This is a genomic window from Enterobacter sp. WPR_3_1, assembly GCF_003635055.1.
Classification (GTDB): Bacteria; Pseudomonadota; Gammaproteobacteria; order Enterobacterales; family Enterobacteriaceae; genus Enterobacter; species Enterobacter ludwigii.
On the sequence record NZ_RBXU01000015.1, the window covers coordinates 1 to 17,474 of the forward strand.

Sequence of the window (17,474 nt, forward strand, 5' to 3'; positions counted from 1 at the left end):
TCCAGTTCCGGAAAGCGCCGCTGAACCGACAGAGGTATTCCATCAAGGATACTGGCAATTTCTCCGGCTATCCGCGACAGCACGAACGTGCAGAATGCGGTCTCCACCACCTCAGCGGACTCTTTTGCATTTTTTAGTTCCTGAGCATCAGCCTGGGCTCGGGTAAGCCGATGGCGCTCATAATCAATCGTGCCAGGCTGGAGGTCTGATTCAGAATCAACTCTCAGCTGTTCAACCTCTTTGCGCAGCTTTTCGTTTTCTATCGCTGCGTCCCGGGCGGAATACCATTCAATTGCGGCGGCAGAGTCATAAAGCACTTCATTCCCTTTACCGCCACCTCGCGCAACTGGCATTCCCTGATCCTGCCAGTTCTGGATCGTGCGGATGCTGACACCAAAAATCTCTGAAAGGCGTTTTTTATTGACCTCCATGACGAACTCCAGGCGAAAAACAGGGTAAGGAAACCATGCCGGGTAAAATGACTACTACCAGGCTTTAATACTTCCTTTCTTTTTGTTGGTTATACCCAGAAAATACAATGACTTATAAAGAAGAAGAACGGAAACGGCAAAATCCTGAAAATTTTCATAAATAGCGAGAACCTGCGAGGTCGCCGCCCCGTAGCATGCCGAATCCAGCAAAAGGACCCGCCCCAAATTTTTTACCCATCCATTAACTATGCTTTATGCGTCAATTGAGTGCGTTTGTAGTGTTTTTCCATTACCCTACGTGCTTTTCGCTCCATTTTGTTTATTTGCTCGAAAGCCCTTAAACGATTCATTTGGTTAATACTTTGGATAATAGTATCACTTGGATTCCAGTCGTCCCTCTGTGGGATTTTGAAATGCAATCTTAATTCTTTAACTATGTTTGCAGCCTTCAAACCGATTTCGGCATATTCTCTTCGACGCATTGTGAAATAATCATCCATTCTCTCTGGACCAAATTCAGGATGATTTGTAAATTCCCTCAACTTTTCCTTTGTTTTGGCCATCTCTAAAATAACACCTTGTAACCTATAGAGCATCATAGGTTCGAGGTACTTTTGATCCCCTTTAACTGAAGACAAGTCAAAGTCTGGCACCTTAGTTTGTGGGCTGTAATCATTTTCGTTCGGTGGAGGGAAGAATGGATCATAACCCATATCCCATGACACCTCCCCACACTTGAATACAAAATCATCAAGTAAATATATGAGCTGCACAACAATATAATTTTTCTCAACGCTTCTCTTTTTAAAATCAAAATAAAAGTCTTTGATGGTGTTTACAAAAAGCGGAATAGATATAGCTGCTGCAGCACCTAAAAATGAATATAATTTCTCAGGACTATCTAGAAAATCAGTTAAAAAGGACATCAACTTCACTCATGATTTAATATTTTTCTTAGATTAATATCAAAAGAAGCTTGATTCAAGATGATAAAAATCGAAACTTCAACATTCGAAGCCCATCATCGAGTACTGACCGGCGTTTGTTGCTTTTGTGACCTTTAACAACACAATATCATTATTATCTTCGTTTCTCCTCTAGTTTTCTTTCCTGCTCAATCGATCGAATCCCAGCGAAATTGTTGTTACCTTTTTCGATAACAGCCAGCAGTGGCTTAATCCAGAGCACAGCCTGGCAGTACGTTATTGACCCGGCGGCAGCGGCACGATCATTGGCTGTATCAGGTCCGTTGGTATCGGTGTGCATGGCGCTGGCACGTAAACGGTGCGCGTATTTGAGCAGCCCACCAGCGACATCAGCAGGAACAGGCAGATCACAGGTTTTTTCACGGCGGAGAATCTCCCGGTATTCGATTACGGTTTCTTCGGTGCTGGTGTCGATCAGGGAGTTAAGCTTAGTGGCATGTTCTGCAATCTGATTGAACCGATTGAAGTTGAATGCCTGAGTGGCAATTACCTGCCCCTGCAAAGTGTTATCACTTCTCAGAACGTTGTTATCACTCTGCAGGCTGCTGGCATCTGAACAACTTTTAACGAGTGCTACTGACAGGGCAGCAATGATGACAATCGCAACTGGGAAAAGATTAAATTTCACTGTTCTATCCCCCAGCATGCCAGAGCGCTTTCCTGATCCCGTCGTTCTACCTGACCGTAGCAACCATTTTTCTGGCCTTTGGTTAGACGGCAATCACGGCCACCGTCTCTAATCCACCAACGGATCGCTTCACAAGCCCCCTTTTTGTCACCGGCGTTAATACGCTGGTAAAACGTCGATGGGAAACATTTACCTGGCCCGATGTTGTAGGGGCAGAAAGAAGCTATTCCCGCCTTCTGAGGTTCACTAAGCGGGATGTGAATATTACGGTCTACCCATGCCAGCGCCCTATCGCGCTCAATAGCGTTCACCTGATCACATTTGGCCTGCGAGAGAGTCATGCCCTTAACGACTTTCTTCCCGTCAACCAGTGTCGCACCCCGGCAAATTGTCCAAACCCCTGAACCATCCTGATAAGCTGTGGTGGTATTCCCCTCTTTCTCATCAAGAAATTTATCGAGAATTACTGTGGCCGGTGCTCCAGCGAGCACAAGCCCCAGAACAGCCGTACTCAGTTTAGCTCTGGTTTTCATTGCTCACCTCGGGCCTCTTTTCTTCTGTCATCTTTTACTTTGAAATACAGATTGGTCAGAAAGGTCAGTAAGCCAAACAGTAAACTTCCAATCACACCTATGGCCGCCCATTGTTCAGGGCTGTAACCATCAAGCAGCCTTTTAAACCAATAAAGGGCACTACCTCCTGACGCGCCGTAGGAGATGCCTGTAGTTATTTTGTCCATTCGATACATACTCTCACCTCGCTGTGTGCGAGTGCGTTTGAAGTAATAAAAAAGGCCCTTATTGGGCCTTTCGACGGGTAATTTTTTTTAGGAAGGTAAAGAGGCTAGGTTTTGGTTTTTTTCGATGGGACTCGGATGCCTCAACAAAGAGTTTTGCCTCTTCATCGCTGTATCCAGCGTCTGTCCATATTTTCAGAAGCTTTTTTTTATGTGATCTGTCGGATATTTTTTCAAGGACCCAAAAGAAAGGGGGGACTAAAATTTTCAAAATTGCAATCACGAATACGATCGTCGTCATCGCTTTGTAGTGATCTAATATTCCGTTTACATATTCGTAAATCCACTCAAGCATGCTGTCTCCTTCATCCAAAAAAAAGATTTTCTCACATGCTTGATGTGTCCGGCAAAGCTTACTCCCTTCTTGAATACAACGACGATATGACAGGGGTACTGGTGCAATGCACCTTCGCGAATACCCCTGTCGTATCGCCGGATAACAAAAAACCCCGACAGGCGGGGTTTAAAGTTTTTTCAAATTGTCGCTTAAGTTCGCTGCCATCGCGGTGCAGCTCTGCCAAGCATGAATGAATTATCTAAATTCCTGGCTCGTTTTCAATATATAAATAGAAATAGAGCACGAAAAGTCAAAGACCAATCATTCAGCTCTGCTCAGCCAAGAGTTTCCGCGTAGATAAAAAGACCTTAGCCCTGAATATTTCCAGGCACCAGCGAACTCTTTTTCTGGCCTCCCAATCCGTTAGCCACGGTGCGATCGACTGTAACTCCCGCGTAATGTCTGAGATTTTTTTGCGTGTGGTGTAATACTGCAGACCGACGATATAAACCGGGTCATTTACATCAAGCGCCTGCAGCACTGACTGCTCGACAAAATCAACGTCATCATCGTGCATAGCTTCATCAATAATGCTGGTGGCTGGCTGTGGCCACAAAATGGCGTGAGCACGATTTAAAGCCTGCGGCCCTCTGAATCCCTCTACTCGAGCTTGTTCCAGTGCAGCTGTAAAGCGAGACAATGCCTTATCCGACCATCGCCCGCCCTTAAGAACATCCCAGCATGCATGAGCGCGAGGCAAGCGAGGTGCTGTTCCACCGCTTACCCCGTCTCCCCATGTTGTCAGCAATGATTTAATCCAGGCCGACTGGATACTTGTAAGAAGCATGCTTTTACCCAGCCAGCTTTTACGCGGCGCACTCGCTGCTCTACCCAGCGCTTCAATATGGTTACGGCGTTGACGTGGTGTCATCCTGTTCTCTCCTTACGCCAGAACGCCGAGCGCATAGGCCCGGTCCAGCACTCTAATGATCATTTCCAGCTGCGAGCCATATTTGCGCTCGAATGCCAGGCGGTCGTTATGCAGTTCGGTATGATGTTTGCGGCAAAGTGGAATGGTGAATATGTCGTGCGCTTTAGTTGCCATGCCACCCTGCCCCCACCCGATTAAGTGATGCGGGTCGTCTGATTGCTGCTGGCAGCATTCACAGGGCAGTGTTTTCACCCAATTCAGATAATTGCGACTTTCCCAGCGCAGACGCTTTGGTCGACGCATGAAAGACTGAGGCGGCGCTGGATCCACCATCACGCCCACCAGCGGTTCTGTCAGCGCATCAGGTAGGTCGACCGCTGAAACTAATTCCCCAAGGATGCTGGTGGCCGGTACTTCGGGAATTATGTCACTTTCTCGTCCAATACGACTTTCTTCACGCATACAAAGAGCTTCACGAACGCATGATTCTGGAAGTGCATCCGTAACTTCTTTACGAACTGCCCACCAGCAGAGCTCTGCAAGTGAGATCTCCCGGCTTTTGTCCAGGCAGAGATGAATGCGGACAGAATCCAAAACAAAGACAATTACATTTCTGCGTGCCAGCTCTGCCAATGCTTCGGTACGCTGCTCTCGCAAGTGATTATCGCAATAGCCACAAAGCAGGATGGATCCTGGCTCATGGTGCATGATGGTTAGTTCGTGGTAGTGGTAATCGCTATGAGCGTATTGGCAATCGCCGCCGCCGTACTTCAGCAACCAGTAATCAAGCCCGCTTATACCACCAGCAGCAGCCAGAACCTGTTCATTCAAAAAGAAGCTTCGCAGCTGCTCGTTTTCAGCCAGTGGCTGCCGCGCATCCGAAACACGACCAGTTTGACACCCGGCCATGCTTTCAGGCTGGCGCTCGATCAACACTCTTCCTGCGGTGAACAACTCCATCAGCTCTCTGCCCGGCTTCAACAGAACGACACCCAGCTCTCTCGCAATAACAGGTTGAAGAAGAGCACGCATCACTCGCTCTCCCTGATAATAATTTGCCCATTTTCGCCCCAGAGCTTTGTTTTCCTTGAATCCCAGATATGCGTGTCGTCCTCGAAGAGCGCATCCATCAGAGACTTCATCAGGTTATCGAGATCGGGTTTACCCTGATGGGGCTGCCCGTTCATCTCTGCGCGCTTCTTTTTGCTCCAGCTATTCGGCATCGGAAGAACGAAGGTAACGTGTGAATTTGACTCTGGCATGTAAATGCCCAGCAGCCGGACGTGATCGCAAAAGGCCCGGTAACGCATAACTTCAGGGCGCTTTTTCCATTTGTCTGCACGAGTCATGCGTGGCTTACCCATCGGGAGGATGTTGTAGACTGTCACGATCACCCCCATGCCCGGGAACACATACTTTGCGCCGTCTTAGCTGAGGATTTTTGCTGAGGTAGTAATGCGCTGACTATCCAAAGTCGAGGGTCAATATCAAGGCTTTTCTCGACCTGAACGCCTTTAGACTTATAGCGTGCCACCAGCTCATTGGCTTCTTCGGTTGTCAGACCGGTGTGAGTGAACCAGCTTTTCTTCATGCCACCTCCTGCAGTTGCAGAGGCAAAAGAAAATCGCTGGCCCTAATAAGGGTCAGTGAGGAATTAATTTTGATCTTTTCTTGCGCCATGGTTTGTCTCCAGTGGCGCAGCAGGTATAGGGTGTTCAGGCCTATGAATTAAGTCTAACAGAGTTGAGAGTGATACGAAAACAGAAAGGAATACATTATTTATTTGTAGCAATATAAAGAAAAACCGAGCCTAAGCCCGGTTTCAACATTACATAGTCAGTGACAAATTACCATTTGTCACGATAATCGAAGGCGACAAAGTAATTGAACTTGCTGGTATCAATTCGATTCTGGAAATGCGGTTGCAAGAATGGCACCCACCCATTATCCATATCAAATTCACCGTTATTGAGGTTGTCCTTCATTGGAAGACCGAGGCTCTCCATTACTGAACTATCCTCTCCAAAGTCTTTAGATACCTCTTCGCCCTTGAAATCTTCTGTCTTCTTATCGAACCAGCTAATGCGAATTTTTAAGCCCATAAATCCCTCTCAAAGATATTTTTTAATGTTGCGCTTCGGATCTGGCCCTTTGACCTGCTTACCCGATGCAGGGTCAAACGCGCCCAGATGGCTACCATCACTCGCGCGATAACCTTCAAGCTCCCCATGCTGGGAATCCCATTCGTAAATTTTACTCTTTTTATCACCATACCAGCGAGGTCGTTTACCGCCACCATTTTGTTTAGGTGTTTTAGGTGCACCTTTGGTCAGGTCACCTAACCCCTTAATTTCATCAGTTTTTGGAACAGGATGATAATCATGGCCATAATCTTTTGCACCTTTACGCGGCTTTTTCTTTTCGTCAGCCAGTTTTTGCTCTGAAGCCTTTTTCTTTTGCTCCTTCTGCTTACGGCTTTCGACAGCAACACTCAGAGCTTTCTCAGCATCTACTTTTTCTTTAAGGGATGCATCGTAGGCTGTTTGCCGTTTTTTGGCATCCTCCTGGGCTAACCCCAATTGGTAACCAGCTTGCTGGAATACACGATGGCCAGGATGGCTCTGGTCATGGGCATATTTTAAAGTTTCCTGAACAAACTTCTTTGCATTTTCTACACGTTTATTAGAGTCGTCGAGTTCACTCTTACGCAGAGGGATCGCCTGAACAGCTTTGTTAATTCGCTCCTGAGCTTTTACAATATCGCCTTGAGCACGACTCAACTCATCTCCGGCGTCTTTATCTTCTTTAGCTGCAGCCTCAACCGGGTTATTTAAAGCCCAAGCCAGCGTACGACGTTTCTCCTCCTCCTGTCGCTTTTTAACTTGATCAGGGGTGCTCACCTCCGTCACGGAAATATAAATAGGAGGGCTTTTGCCATCAGGGAAACGAACCACGGCTTCGTGAGTGCTTTGGCCAGAAGTGAACCCCGGGAAACGAGATTGTCCCTGCTCTTTTTGAATACCTTTTGATTGTGATACAGCCGGTGCTTTCCCCGTATCAACTTTCACGTGTAGATCTGGTTTACCCGGAACTACACCAGCAGTGTAAACCCCTGCGCGTTTCGTTGGTTTCGCATCGACAACCGGAACGCTCATCGGCATGTTTTTACTTTTGACCACAGCGATATGCTGTTTACCATCTTCATCAACAATATCAGCAATTCGAGTGTGAACAACTGTAGCTTTCTGAGTCGGTAATGCAGCGGGGGGAGTGGTCGAAACTTTATCAAATGGCAAAGAGTTAACCAGATGAGCCGTCGCCATCATACGGGGATCATCTTTTGCGATCTCAGATGGAATCAGAGCACCAATAGTTGCTCCCAGGAGACGTCCGGCAAGTGGAACTGCGGCAACTGCAGTTTGCTCAACACGGGTCAGCGCTGCTTGCATCGCTTCCTGAAGCGTCGTTTTGGTGAAGAGTGTGAAACCCCACATACCATCATAAACGCCAATGACAGCGGGTACACCGAATGATGCTGGCTTCTGTGCTTCAGGTGTACTTGAAAGGTTCGCTCCGGATGAATTAGAGCCGTTACCGCCTCCATTACCGCCGCCCCCCCAATGAATACCGCTATCGTTACTGCCAGAACTACCATCTACATTAATAGTATCTTCGTTAGGCATAAAATTCCTCTTTGACTTTAAAATCAATAAATAACACCAATAACTGTATATGCATACAGTATTTTTATGCTATTCCCGAGCTGCTTTAAAGTCAATGTGGAAAGATACAAATAACGAAAATTGGTAGTTTTTTATTATCTCTAAAACAGTTGGTTGGGAGAGATACATATGGAAAGGGAATCCTTCTGCAGAATGACATGAAGTCGATTCCGAGATGGAGAACATAGAGTTATTGCTGCACCAACAACTCTATATTCAAAATTGAAATGTTTACTTATCTGAAACTAACTTGATGGCAAGTGAACCCGATACCCTGCTTTTTCCAACATTTGGGTAAATAGCGTTGGTGTACCAATGATTTCTTCGTCCCGCAAAGGAGTGAACGACACCATATCCCCACGCCTATACATCAAAGCTCGGTCACAATCTGGAAATGAGTGCAGTCTTGCAACGATAACCCCATCGTGGCATCTGATGACCGCGTAGCCCTTGTTTGGTAAATCTTCTTTTTGTTTCACCAATCTCCCCTCCAAACTGGAAAATTTTTGCATGCTCTATCAATAAAACCAGTCGTCTACACTTTCCCAGGTCTGCTGGAGGATTTCCTCAACCTTCTTCTTAGCTTCTTTTTCGCCACCGTAAATACTTAATCCATCGGAACCTGCGCGGCGTATGACCAGACTGCACTCATCGAACCGATTCAGGAGCCGTTTTAACAGTTCTTTTTCCAGTGCCGGGACCGCGCCCTTAGGAAGTTTTTAGTACAATCAATGGTTAATTCAACTTTCATAAATGCCTCTGCCGCCTTAACTGTATATTTATACAGTACACCCATGTATTAATTTGATCAACGCTATAACAGCACGAATTGCTAAGATGGCTACCAAGTGATGTCAAAAAAATCCCCGCTATTCGTGGATAAAGTTTAGCGTCTATCTAATTGTTTTAGCTGAGTTATTAAAATACGGCCTTACCCCTACTGTACAACAGCTGGCTCGGTCACTCGAAAGTTGGATAGTACTGAGGATTTCGCTTAATCTGCTTCATACCGTAACGTAACTGTATGGATTTTCTTTTTGAAAGTAGCGAACATTGCTAACGCTTCATCAGATAATTTTTGGTCGTATATCAGTAAGAACCTCCACTGGGATAAAGTTATATTGTTTCAATATCCGGCGAAGGTGCAAATGGTAAGGTAGCCTTGTGTGCGTGTTTTAGAACACAAAACGATCAAAATCAAACCAAAAAGTAGGGGAAGATTCAGGGTGTTGTAGAGTAGAATGATCGTATTGATTTCAACTTTAACTGTCTGGAAGATATCAAATGGACGGCCATACTATTCCACTAATCTACCTTTTAAATACTACTTTAAATTCTGACAAAGCGCTTCAAGCATCAGGTTTTAATGCACACAGATGTAAATTGAATGGTTTAGTCCTACAAGAACAATCTCTATTGTCGACATCAATTCCTTATTTGCACAATATCCCTGAAAACATTCACGAAGCAGAAATCATTGTCATAGATACTTCGCTTAGTAACTTCAGTCATGGAGCAGGAAGAACCTCTTCATTTAATGTGTTTTTTAAACACACACCTTCGTATGTAGACTTGCTCCCTATCGATATGTCCATAATCAGCGCACGAATATTCGAAACTAGAAAAAATCAAGCAGTCATTGTTTTTTGCGGCAGTAACACAAATGTTATTTATGCAATTGAAAGCGGCCCAGCAAGGAATAAAAAGGATTTAAACTATAATACGTATGAATTTAATAATGCTTACCTTGATGTAGTTGATAGAACAGGTTATCGCTTCAAGAAACCAGACAATATAATTTCAAAAAGCTTAACCGACCTGATATTTAAGTACGCGCATGGTAGTAGTTACAATGTAATTTTCAATGGGATAACAAAAGGTGATGTTATATTAGCCGAGAATGAAGCTGGCGAGGTAATATCATTCATTACCATGATAAAAGAAAAGCCTTTTATCTTCCTACCTGTAATAAATAATCAAACCGAATTCTTAAATGAATTATTCAACAATATTTTACCTGACATACCACTATTTTCGTCATATTTTCCTAATAATGGTAGCTTTCAATGGATCAATAGCGATTTATACATCTCACATGAAGAAAAGACAAAGTCCAATGAGATTGAAGCCCTAAATTCTGATTACGAAAGAAATCTTGCCAAGCTACAGCAAGAGTTAAGCGACTTGTCAAAAAAAGATGAGAATATAAAAACCAAAGCTTTACTGACAGCGACTGATGATGAACTTGTAATTTCTGTGAAGTGGTTCCTCGAATATATCGGATTCGAAAACGCTATAATTCCTGATGAACATGTTAATGAAGGTAATGGTGAACTATTTGAGGAAGATTTAAATATAGAAACAAGTTCTAAAGTCTATCTTTTCGAGGTGAAAGGTATTGGCGGGACATCATCTGATGACCAGTGCGCACAAATTTCAAAGATAGTCTACCGTCGTGAAGAGGCCAATCCCAACAAGAATTATAAAGGCATCTATATTGTAAATCATCAACGCCAGAAAAATCCCAAAGAGAGAAAAAACCCGCCATTCTTCGACCATCAAATCCTTGATGCTGCTATAGCTCGTAGAGGCATGACTTACACATATGAATTGTTCCAAGTCTATCATATGATTGAATCAGGAATAATTGAGAAACATGAGGTGAGAGAAGCATTTAACCAACGCGGACTTATTGATTTTCGAAAATCCTTGATGCCCTTAACCTGTGACCATGTATTCCGTGAAATATGTGTTTATTCTTTTGATCTAACTTCAACACCAGACACAACGATAAGTAAAGATGATAGCGTTGTGGTTAAAGATGAAAATAATAATTGGCATTTGCTATCTATTGTGGGTATTCAGATAAATAGAATTCCCATTAATGAAGCAACAGCAACTAGCGGTGCTAGTGCCGGGGTGAAGGTAGACAGAATTGTCCCTGGAGCTAGAGAGTTTTTCGTTTTGAAAAAATGAAGAAGAGAAGCCCTCACGGGCTTCTTATCCTAAATATATTCAAACTATTACTCTTTTGACTTAGTGGTAATGCAATACAAATCGATCATCGCAATTACATTTTTCATCGTGATACGGCCATGCACTTTCACCAACCCAATGATTCTGGTGATGATTTGAGCTCGCTCACTGTGTGTTTTTTGTTTCGGCATCGGTTACGCCCTCCCCGCCTGGCGCACGCAGTCTTTAAGACGCTTGGCGATACGAGCAACCTCAACAGCACTACCTGCTATGCCAAACATTTCTGAATACACCGCAGCAGCTCTTCGCCATAGCCCCTTATCCTCAAATGCCTTCGCTTTCTGCTCAGCAGCCTGCATCCCTACTGGATCACTATTTTCCACCATGCACGGGATGATAACGTCTTGAATATCCGCGTGTGGTACTGACCGCTATCACGTGATCGAATGATCACGCCTTCGTCACTGAGCTCACGCAGCAACCTGCCGGCTGTGCCGCCAGCCAAGTCCAACGCATCGGAAACATCGCCTACGACGCAGTTCGGTTGGTAGCGCACGAATACAGCAACCTGCTCTTTTTGGGTTAATGTTTTGGTCATTGGTCAATACTCGATTAGTTGGTTAAACCTGCCGCTTTACGGCGTTGGTACTCTTCCATCAGTAGCTGTGCCGGAGTTGGCCCTGCCGGATGCTGCGGTGCAGCAAGCTGGCGACAGATTGGTGGAACCAACTGCCCGTTACTAACGTGCTTTGTCCATTTGGTTAATAACTTCTCAGCCAGTTTTTTAAGTTCCCCCTCGGTCATCTGACGCTCAATACCAGTTCTGCGCATTTCGATGCAGATGTGATACAACACCGGCTGGGACCAGGGGTATTTGTCACTACCCGAAAAACGATACGACTCGTTACGCCAGCGACGGTATTCACTCATCACCCGGTCAGATGTCAGCCCGAACGGATTTGCACCACTTTCTGAAACCAGCGAAACGAACTCAGCAAGATCCGGGGGCCATGTATTACCTAATGCGCAACGGTCCATGCATTGCTGACAAACCAGTTTGATCTGGTTCTCAGTCATCGAACCTATCTGAGCTATCCACAGGGCCGTGGGTTCTGCCCCATTCTTCTGCGTCCAGCGGTTCGAGAAGATTTCCCCCATCACCTGCCATAACCGCCACGCTGTCTCCGTCGCCATCAAGTCCGTTCCGGCGTCGCCACTCTGCGTGTGCTGACTGTATTTGCTGTACAGCCCGGGATGCTGCTGGCTGTGGTCGAACTGATGCATTCTTGGTACCTCCCGTTTGTGGTGCTTTCAGAACCTTTGCGCGATCCAGGTGGCGAGCGAACTTCTGCTCCCACTGAATTTGATGAAACACTTTCCCTTCGGCTTGCCAGTAAGCGATGAAGCTGCTCAGCTCGGCTTCGATATTTATGCCTGCCTTGATCGGCATTCCCCACAGATTTGCCTGTCGAGCAAAGTCGGCTGTTGGATTCCAGTTTTTAAACATCCGGAATTTGCCGAATGGCTGCTGTTGCCCAATTCCGATACCTGGCTGATCCGGATAATCAGGAATAACAGGTTCGACCAGTTCTCTATGTGTGGGGTTTAGATCTTTATGGTTCCTTGGTAGATTCCGTGTCCCGTTTTTGGGACTGTTTAAAGGGAAAAACGGTACTCTTTGGTTAAAATCCGAACTGTTAACAATCCCGTTTTTGGTACCCTTATCACCTGAAATAGTCCCGTTAATGGCACTGTTTGTATTAACAGTTCCGTTTTCGGTACGGTTCAAATTAACCGTCCTGTTTTTGGGATCCTTTAAAGAGTTCCGGTTTTGGGTCTGTTCGGCATCGGGGATGCTTTCCTCAACACCGACCAACTTGTACACAGGAATTTGCTTTGTCCTGCCGCGCCGTTCACCTGTATCGACAACCAGGCCGATTTCCTGCAGATGCTGCAAGCCTGCAAGCACCGTCTTTCTGTCCATCTCAGTAGCCTCTGCAAGCGCAGCGACAGATGGATAAGCGCACAAGTCAGCGCCGCACATGTCAGCCAGCCAGGTAAGGATCGCCTTACTGGATGATTTTCCGGTCTTAACTTGCTTGGCCCACCGCATTGCATCAATGCTCATGAAGCCTCCGGGTTGAATTCATTGGTCAAACTCGATTAAAAAAATTGCGGCGCTACAGCGCTGATACTCGCCAGTAGTGGTCCCGCCGCATCAGCAGGTAACATGTTGAATAAAGTGATTGCCGCTTCGCGGATCTCCTTCTCAAGCTTTTGCAGCGGTGCGCCTAGCAATTTCGCCTGGTGCGCCTCACTGCATTCTTTGATTGAACTCGCCACCAGCTCGGCTTCCGTTCTGGCATTACTCAGGCCATGCTTTCTGGCAAGCTCAATGGGCATAGCGGCGACAATTGCCCCCGACAGCTGCATGACGTAAGCGGTGTATTTTTCCGAGCCACCTTCGTTTTTCAGATATCGGAATAAATTCTGCTTATTGACCGCGATACCGCGGCCCCCTTCCTTCGCCCACTGCTCAGCCACCATCTGAGCGATTTTCTCCTGCGCCTGGCCGGGCAAAGTGGATTCCCACTCCCGAACTGCAACCTGTATTGAACGGTGCTTAAAGCTATCTCGCCGATGCGCCATAAATTGATTTTGAGTTTTCAGCGGTCCGGCCTGGCGTTGGTTATGATGTTGATATGTAGCTGACTGCATGATTAAGCCTCCTTCTGAGGTAAACCATCTGTTGCGTTGGGATAGAGGTCTGGACGTAATTCATGCGGGGTGACTTCCCAATCCAAAGCTCTGCATGCGTTTAAAACCTCTGTGCTTGCTACCTGAGTACGAAACCAGACAGATACAGTCTGCGAGTTTTTACCTAAGCGGCGTGCCAGTTCTGATTGGCTGCCACACAGCGAAATAATTTTTTGTTGAATGTGTTCTTTCATGCTTCCTCCCAATTTATGAATCACATGATTGATAAATAATTTGTCAATGTCAAGAAACTTAATCAATCACATCTGATAAGAAAGTTTGTATGCTTGCTTATGGGTTTGATTTGGATACGAACATGAACTTCGAAGAAAGACTGTTACGAGCTCTTGATGAAGCCGGGATATCTCAATCTGAGCTGGGCCGCAGAGTGGGGGTAAACTCACAAACGGTTAGTAACTGGTGCAATACAGGTAATTTCCCTCGCAAGGAAAAGTTGGCTTTATTCCCGGAAGCATTAGGTAAGCCACTGTATTGGTTCTTTTTATCTGATGAAGAAGAGGCGCATCTTAAGGCAACCAGCGAAAGCAAAACGGTATTGAACGAGAAACAAGCTGCATTGTTGGAAGTTTTTGATCAGTTACCTGAAGTTGAACAAACCAGGTTCATACAGCTGGCCAGCGACCGCCTCGAAGAGCTCGATAAATTTATGGCTGAATTTCTCAGCAAACGGAAGATTGAGCCCGCTCCAACCAAAGACTGATAAAGAACACTCTAAAGGCCGCATTTTGCGGCTTTTTTTTGCCTCTAGTATCTCCTCAGCTCTCCTCTAAAAATCATCACTACAATTATTTATGTCAATTAAGTATTGACCTATGACATATTTATTTGTAGCCTGATTTTAGAAAATCAGTCATCAAGGCAGGACGCCCACGAAGTAGCTACCGGTGGCATACGAAACACCGGATGAGATGGCAAGACAATCGCGCAGCAGGTTTACCGTTCCGCCAGCCTGGCGTTAAAGGCACACAGGAGTTAACCATGATCGATTTCTCACGCAAAAAAGCTGGCTGCCAAGCCGTTCGCTTAAATCTGTTTGAAGTTCTGGTTCGTAAGCTTTGCTACTTACTGGCCCAAAAAGGCAATCCAGAGCTTAAAGCATGAGCTCGTTCTTTGCCCTAATCGTTACCGTCTGTGCCCTCACCGGGGAATGCTCAGACATCATGCTCGGTGTATACAAAACCGAATCTGGCTGTGATGCAGCTGCCAAAGAGCAGCACATTAAAGGAGAGTGTTATCCGTATAAACCGGCTGAAGACCAACAGCCTGCTTTCAAATTTTAATCGAGTTAAGACCTATGGCTTCTACCAGCCCTTAAAAGCACAAAACCCGCGCAAGGCGGGTTTAGTACCCGGTCAGCCGACCAAAGCTTTCCGGAATCGAGTTTTGACCAATGACCACTACCCAAGGCGGCAATCATTAGCTGCGGGTATCTTACAACCAAAATTAAGGACCCGATATGGAATTCTTTCATTTAATCAAGGCAACGCAGAAATCCGGCAAAGAAGATGCCGTTATCTGGTTCACGGCTAAATCAGAAGCACGAGCCAATTTGCAGCTGGATGTTGAGCTGGAAGATGCTGGCATTGAAACCGGCCGGGGCAAGGATTATAGCAAACCTGTCCGTACCGATTTTCCGGTTTATGACGACCTGCCTGAAGAAAGCACAGTTGATTATTCATGGTGCAAACGCTACGAACTGCAGGACGATGGTCGCACCTGGCTGCCAAAGGCTGGTGCTGAGTCATCTGGAGCCGTTGACAACACAACCGCACCGGAACCGATCGTTAAAGTCGAAACTACCGTCGAGAGTGTTCCTCTTGAAAACCGCACTCCAGCGGTGCGTTTTGCCGTCCACCTGACCAGCGACAAATACCAGTCACATATCACTAAAGAGCAGCAGCTGGCTGCCAGCGAGATGTCACAGGATGAAGGCAACACCTATCTCCAGAACCTGCTGCTGGCGAAGAACGACATCCCTGAAGTTGCCGAACTCACCCTGAACGCTGAGTGGAAACTCGTTCAGGGGATTAAGCAGGTATTCGCGCCAGATGAAGCTCACGAAACTGAAAACATCGCTGCATTCATGGCTGACTGGACTAAAGCAGATGCCAGCGATCGCAACCAATTAGTGGAAGACTGGTGCAGCGGCAAATTTACCCCTCTGAAATCTGAAAGCACCAGCGACGCCGGCGTTATAGCAGGTCAGGGTCTTGAACCTAATAATGGTATCCAGATAGACGAGAATGATGACGAAACCACACGTTATCCGGTCGTTCGCATGTCCTTTCGCAAGCAGTTACTCGCCCAGTTTACCGCCGACGAACTGCGGCACCACTTAACCCGCGAAGAATACGAAGGTATCAGCGCGCTGGAGATGGACACTGACAATAGCTATGTCCAGAACCTGTTGCTGGCGGCAGAAAACTGCGAACAGGTAAAGGGTTACGACACCAAAGACCTGTGGCGCTATACCGATGCCATTCGCAAGGTGTTCGGACAGGAAAAGCGTCACGAACTCGCTTTGGTTCTCCGATTCACCAGAATCTGGGCGGCGACTGATTACATTGACCGCGGCCTGCTGGTAAAAGAATGGGCCAAAGGCAATCGCGTTGCAGAAATACAGCGTACTGAAAGCGGTACGAATGCTGGCGGAGGCAACAAGACTGACAGAAACCCTGACCTTAAACATGATCTCGACACTCTCGATTTAGAGATTGCGCTGGCCACGTTACCAATGGATTTCAACATTTACGATATCCCTGGTGGTGTTTTCCGTCGGGCAAAAGAGATCGTTAGTAAAAAAGAAAGTCCATTCAAAGAATGGTCTAAAGCTCTTCGTGCAACTCCGGGAGTTTTGGATTACTCGCGTGCAGCTATCTTTGCACTTATCCGCAGCGCTCACCCTGAGCATTACCTGTATCCGGCACGTCTCAGCGGATTCATTAACGCAAACCTGACTGAAAGCGATCATTCTGCTCCATCAGACCAAACCTTTGCGGCTGCGCGCCATAACCCTGAGGTGAGCTGGTCAAACGAGGTAACTAATGACTCTGCTGTTGAAACTGGCGGCCAGAATGAGGGGACTCAGGTCGACGGCGACACGCAGCCGGTTCTCGAAAAAGTTGGTAATGGTCTTTTTTCTATTGAAGGGCTGGCCACCAGCAACTCTGTAATCGACCAACAAAATACCGCGACAGAGTACGTAGATAATGTGCAGATGGAAGAAACTGGCAATGATGAAACCCCGGACGGTGCTGCGTTATCAGAACGCACGGAAGAAACTATCTCAAGCGCAAGTGCTACTGAAACTTATAGCAGCACAACTGCCATAAATAATGATTCCGGTCATCATAATCATACCGAGCCTGAAATGCTCTATACACACCTTATGATCGACATTGAAGCTTTTGGTAAAAAAGCTGATTCACCAGTCGTATCTATCGGGGCCGTGTTCTTTGATCCATCTACAGGTAATACCGGATCGGAATTTTACAAAGTTATTAGCCTGGAATCAGCCATGGCCAGCGGCGGGGTTCCGGATGCATCTACCATAACCTTCTGGCTCAAAGCTTCACCTGAAGCTCGTTCAGAGTTAGTGGTGGATGATGCTATTCCGCTCGATGACGCCTTACTACAGCTAAATGAGTTTATAGCTGAGAATGCGGCTAACGGCCCTGAACATGTGCAAGTCTGGGGCAATGGTGCCACTTATGACAATGTCCTGCTTGAGGCATCTTATGACCGGACGGGGCTCCCCTGCTCATGGAAGTTCTGGAATAACCGGGATGTAAGAACTGTTGTCGAGTTGGGTAAAGCCGTTGGCTGCGAGCCTCGCTATGAGATCCCATTTGAGGGTGAACCTCACAAGGCTATTTCGGATGCTCTTCACCAGGTCAAATACGTGTCAGCAATCTGGCAGCGTCTGACAGAACACTGATTTTTTAATTTC

The 17,474-nt window shown here is 46.3% G+C and carries 25 protein-coding genes and 1 pseudogene; 5 read left to right on the top strand and 21 right to left on the bottom strand.

The genetic code is table 11. The features are described from left to right. The 14 genes and pseudogenes from BJ887_RS20810 to BJ887_RS20875 all read right to left on the bottom strand — a co-directional run. Window positions 1-431, bottom strand: a 431-nt coding sequence (locus BJ887_RS20810; RefSeq protein ID WP_229216863.1) for a terminase small subunit, incomplete at its 3' end; no start/stop codon positions are given. A gap of 245 nt (window positions 432-676) precedes the next feature. After that, complete coding sequence (locus BJ887_RS20815; protein ID WP_121340367.1) at window positions 677-1,357, bottom strand: hypothetical protein; 681 nt, start codon at window positions 1,355-1,357, stop codon at window positions 677-679. Window positions 1,358-1,511: 154 nt separating this feature from the next. After that, window positions 1,512-2,045 carry a hypothetical protein gene (locus BJ887_RS20820; protein ID WP_229216864.1) on the bottom strand — a complete coding sequence of 178 codons (534 nt, stop codon included), beginning with the start codon at window positions 2,043-2,045 and terminating at the stop codon, window positions 1,512-1,514. Next, window positions 2,042-2,578 (bottom strand): lysozyme, encoded by a 537-nt coding sequence (locus BJ887_RS20825; RefSeq protein WP_121340369.1) that lies wholly within the window; start codon window positions 2,576-2,578, stop codon window positions 2,042-2,044. The genes BJ887_RS20820 and BJ887_RS20825 overlap by 4 nt, the downstream gene beginning before the upstream one ends. Further along, a complete protein-coding gene (locus tag BJ887_RS20830) occupies window positions 2,575-2,793 on the bottom strand; it encodes a class II holin family protein (RefSeq protein ID WP_121340370.1) in 219 nt (72 codons plus the stop codon). The genes BJ887_RS20825 and BJ887_RS20830 overlap by 4 nt, the downstream gene beginning before the upstream one ends. 49 nt (window positions 2,794-2,842) lie before the next feature. Then, on the bottom strand, window positions 2,843-3,136 hold the full coding sequence (locus BJ887_RS20835; RefSeq protein ID WP_121340371.1) for a hypothetical protein: 294 nt from the start codon (window positions 3,134-3,136) through the stop codon (window positions 2,843-2,845). A gap of 307 nt (window positions 3,137-3,443) precedes the next feature. Further along, a complete protein-coding gene (locus BJ887_RS20840; protein ID WP_121340372.1) occupies window positions 3,444-4,049 on the bottom strand; it encodes a hypothetical protein in 606 nt (201 codons plus the stop codon). Window positions 4,050-4,061: 12 nt separating this feature from the next. After that, window positions 4,062-5,081, bottom strand: coding sequence for a DUF968 domain-containing protein (locus BJ887_RS20845; protein WP_121340373.1), 1,020 nt, complete (start codon window positions 5,079-5,081; stop codon window positions 4,062-4,064). After that, the gene (locus tag BJ887_RS20850) at window positions 5,081-5,449 is read right to left on the bottom strand and encodes a RusA family crossover junction endodeoxyribonuclease (protein ID WP_121340374.1); all 369 of its coding nucleotides are present in this window, start codon (window positions 5,447-5,449) and stop codon (window positions 5,081-5,083) included. The genes BJ887_RS20845 and BJ887_RS20850 overlap by 1 nt, the downstream gene beginning before the upstream one ends. Continuing rightward, window positions 5,440-5,640: a hypothetical protein gene (locus tag BJ887_RS20855; protein WP_121340375.1), complete on the bottom strand. Its 201-nt coding sequence runs from the start codon at window positions 5,638-5,640 to the stop codon at window positions 5,440-5,442. The genes BJ887_RS20850 and BJ887_RS20855 overlap by 10 nt, the downstream gene beginning before the upstream one ends. Window positions 5,641-5,896: 256 nt before the next feature. Continuing rightward, window positions 5,897-6,151: a colicin E3-like toxin immunity protein gene (locus BJ887_RS20860; protein WP_023315840.1), complete on the bottom strand. Its 255-nt coding sequence runs from the start codon at window positions 6,149-6,151 to the stop codon at window positions 5,897-5,899. Window positions 6,152-6,160: 9 nt separating this feature from the next. Next, the gene (locus BJ887_RS20865) at window positions 6,161-7,732 is read right to left on the bottom strand and encodes a colicin-like bacteriocin tRNase domain-containing protein (protein WP_121340376.1); all 1,572 of its coding nucleotides are present in this window, start codon (window positions 7,730-7,732) and stop codon (window positions 6,161-6,163) included. Between the two features lie 284 nt (window positions 7,733-8,016). Further along, window positions 8,017-8,250, bottom strand: coding sequence for a hypothetical protein (locus tag BJ887_RS20870; protein WP_229216865.1), 234 nt, complete (start codon window positions 8,248-8,250; stop codon window positions 8,017-8,019). 39 nt (window positions 8,251-8,289) lie between these two features. Continuing rightward, window positions 8,290-8,522 (bottom strand): annotated as a pseudogene (locus BJ887_RS20875) (DinI-like family protein). 533 nt (window positions 8,523-9,055) lie between these two features. Here BJ887_RS20875 and BJ887_RS20880 point away from each other — a divergent pair. After that, complete coding sequence (locus tag BJ887_RS20880) at window positions 9,056-10,747, top strand: hypothetical protein (RefSeq protein ID WP_229216866.1); 1,692 nt, start codon at window positions 9,056-9,058, stop codon at window positions 10,745-10,747. A gap of 47 nt (window positions 10,748-10,794) precedes the next feature. On the opposite strand, the gene BJ887_RS23380 is transcribed toward BJ887_RS20880, so the two are convergent. Genes BJ887_RS23380 through BJ887_RS20910 form a run of 7 tightly spaced genes read right to left on the bottom strand, consistent with a single transcriptional unit; the run spans window position 10,795 to window position 13,698 of the window. Further along, window positions 10,795-10,938: a DUF977 family protein gene (locus tag BJ887_RS23380; RefSeq protein ID WP_121340379.1), complete on the bottom strand. Its 144-nt coding sequence runs from the start codon at window positions 10,936-10,938 to the stop codon at window positions 10,795-10,797. 3 nt (window positions 10,939-10,941) lie between these two features. Further along, on the bottom strand, window positions 10,942-11,133 hold the full coding sequence (locus tag BJ887_RS23220; RefSeq protein ID WP_380026012.1) for a PerC family transcriptional regulator: 192 nt from the start codon (window positions 11,131-11,133) through the stop codon (window positions 10,942-10,944). Next, on the bottom strand, window positions 11,109-11,345 hold the full coding sequence (locus tag BJ887_RS23225; RefSeq protein WP_229216885.1) for a hypothetical protein: 237 nt from the start codon (window positions 11,343-11,345) through the stop codon (window positions 11,109-11,111). The genes BJ887_RS23220 and BJ887_RS23225 overlap by 25 nt, the downstream gene beginning before the upstream one ends. Window positions 11,346-11,359: 14 nt before the next feature. Next, window positions 11,360-11,905, bottom strand: coding sequence for a replication protein P (locus BJ887_RS20895; protein ID WP_229216883.1), 546 nt, complete (start codon window positions 11,903-11,905; stop codon window positions 11,360-11,362). Then, window positions 11,817-12,875: a DnaT-like ssDNA-binding domain-containing protein gene (locus BJ887_RS20900; protein WP_229216867.1), complete on the bottom strand. Its 1,059-nt coding sequence runs from the start codon at window positions 12,873-12,875 to the stop codon at window positions 11,817-11,819. Before BJ887_RS20900 ends, BJ887_RS20895 begins: the two co-directional genes overlap by 89 nt. 35 nt (window positions 12,876-12,910) lie before the next feature. Then, window positions 12,911-13,465 (bottom strand): toxin YdaT family protein, encoded by a 555-nt coding sequence (locus BJ887_RS20905; protein WP_047357252.1) that lies wholly within the window; start codon window positions 13,463-13,465, stop codon window positions 12,911-12,913. 2 nt (window positions 13,466-13,467) lie between these two features. Continuing rightward, window positions 13,468-13,698 (bottom strand): YdaS family helix-turn-helix protein, encoded by a 231-nt coding sequence (locus BJ887_RS20910; RefSeq protein ID WP_040017166.1) that lies wholly within the window; start codon window positions 13,696-13,698, stop codon window positions 13,468-13,470. Window positions 13,699-13,787: 89 nt separating this feature from the next. On the opposite strand from BJ887_RS20910, the gene BJ887_RS20915 reads away from it, so the two are divergent. The 4 genes from BJ887_RS20915 to BJ887_RS20925 all read left to right on the top strand — a co-directional run bounded on the left by BJ887_RS20915 (window position 13,788) and on the right by BJ887_RS20925 (window position 17,462). Beyond that, window positions 13,788-14,225: a helix-turn-helix domain-containing protein gene (locus BJ887_RS20915; RefSeq protein WP_080317437.1), complete on the top strand. Its 438-nt coding sequence runs from the start codon at window positions 13,788-13,790 to the stop codon at window positions 14,223-14,225. A 278-nt stretch (window positions 14,226-14,503) separates the two neighbouring features. Then, entirely contained in the window at window positions 14,504-14,626 is a 123-nt protein-coding gene (locus tag BJ887_RS23385) for a hypothetical protein (RefSeq protein WP_268989592.1), read from the top strand. Beyond that, complete coding sequence (locus tag BJ887_RS20920) at window positions 14,623-14,805, top strand: DUF1482 family protein (RefSeq protein WP_047357251.1); 183 nt, start codon at window positions 14,623-14,625, stop codon at window positions 14,803-14,805. Before BJ887_RS23385 ends, BJ887_RS20920 begins: the two co-directional genes overlap by 4 nt. A 176-nt stretch (window positions 14,806-14,981) precedes the next feature. Then, window positions 14,982-17,462 (top strand): exonuclease, encoded by a 2,481-nt coding sequence (locus BJ887_RS20925; RefSeq protein ID WP_229216868.1) that lies wholly within the window; start codon window positions 14,982-14,984, stop codon window positions 17,460-17,462. Window positions 17,463-17,474: the final 12 nt, after the last annotated feature.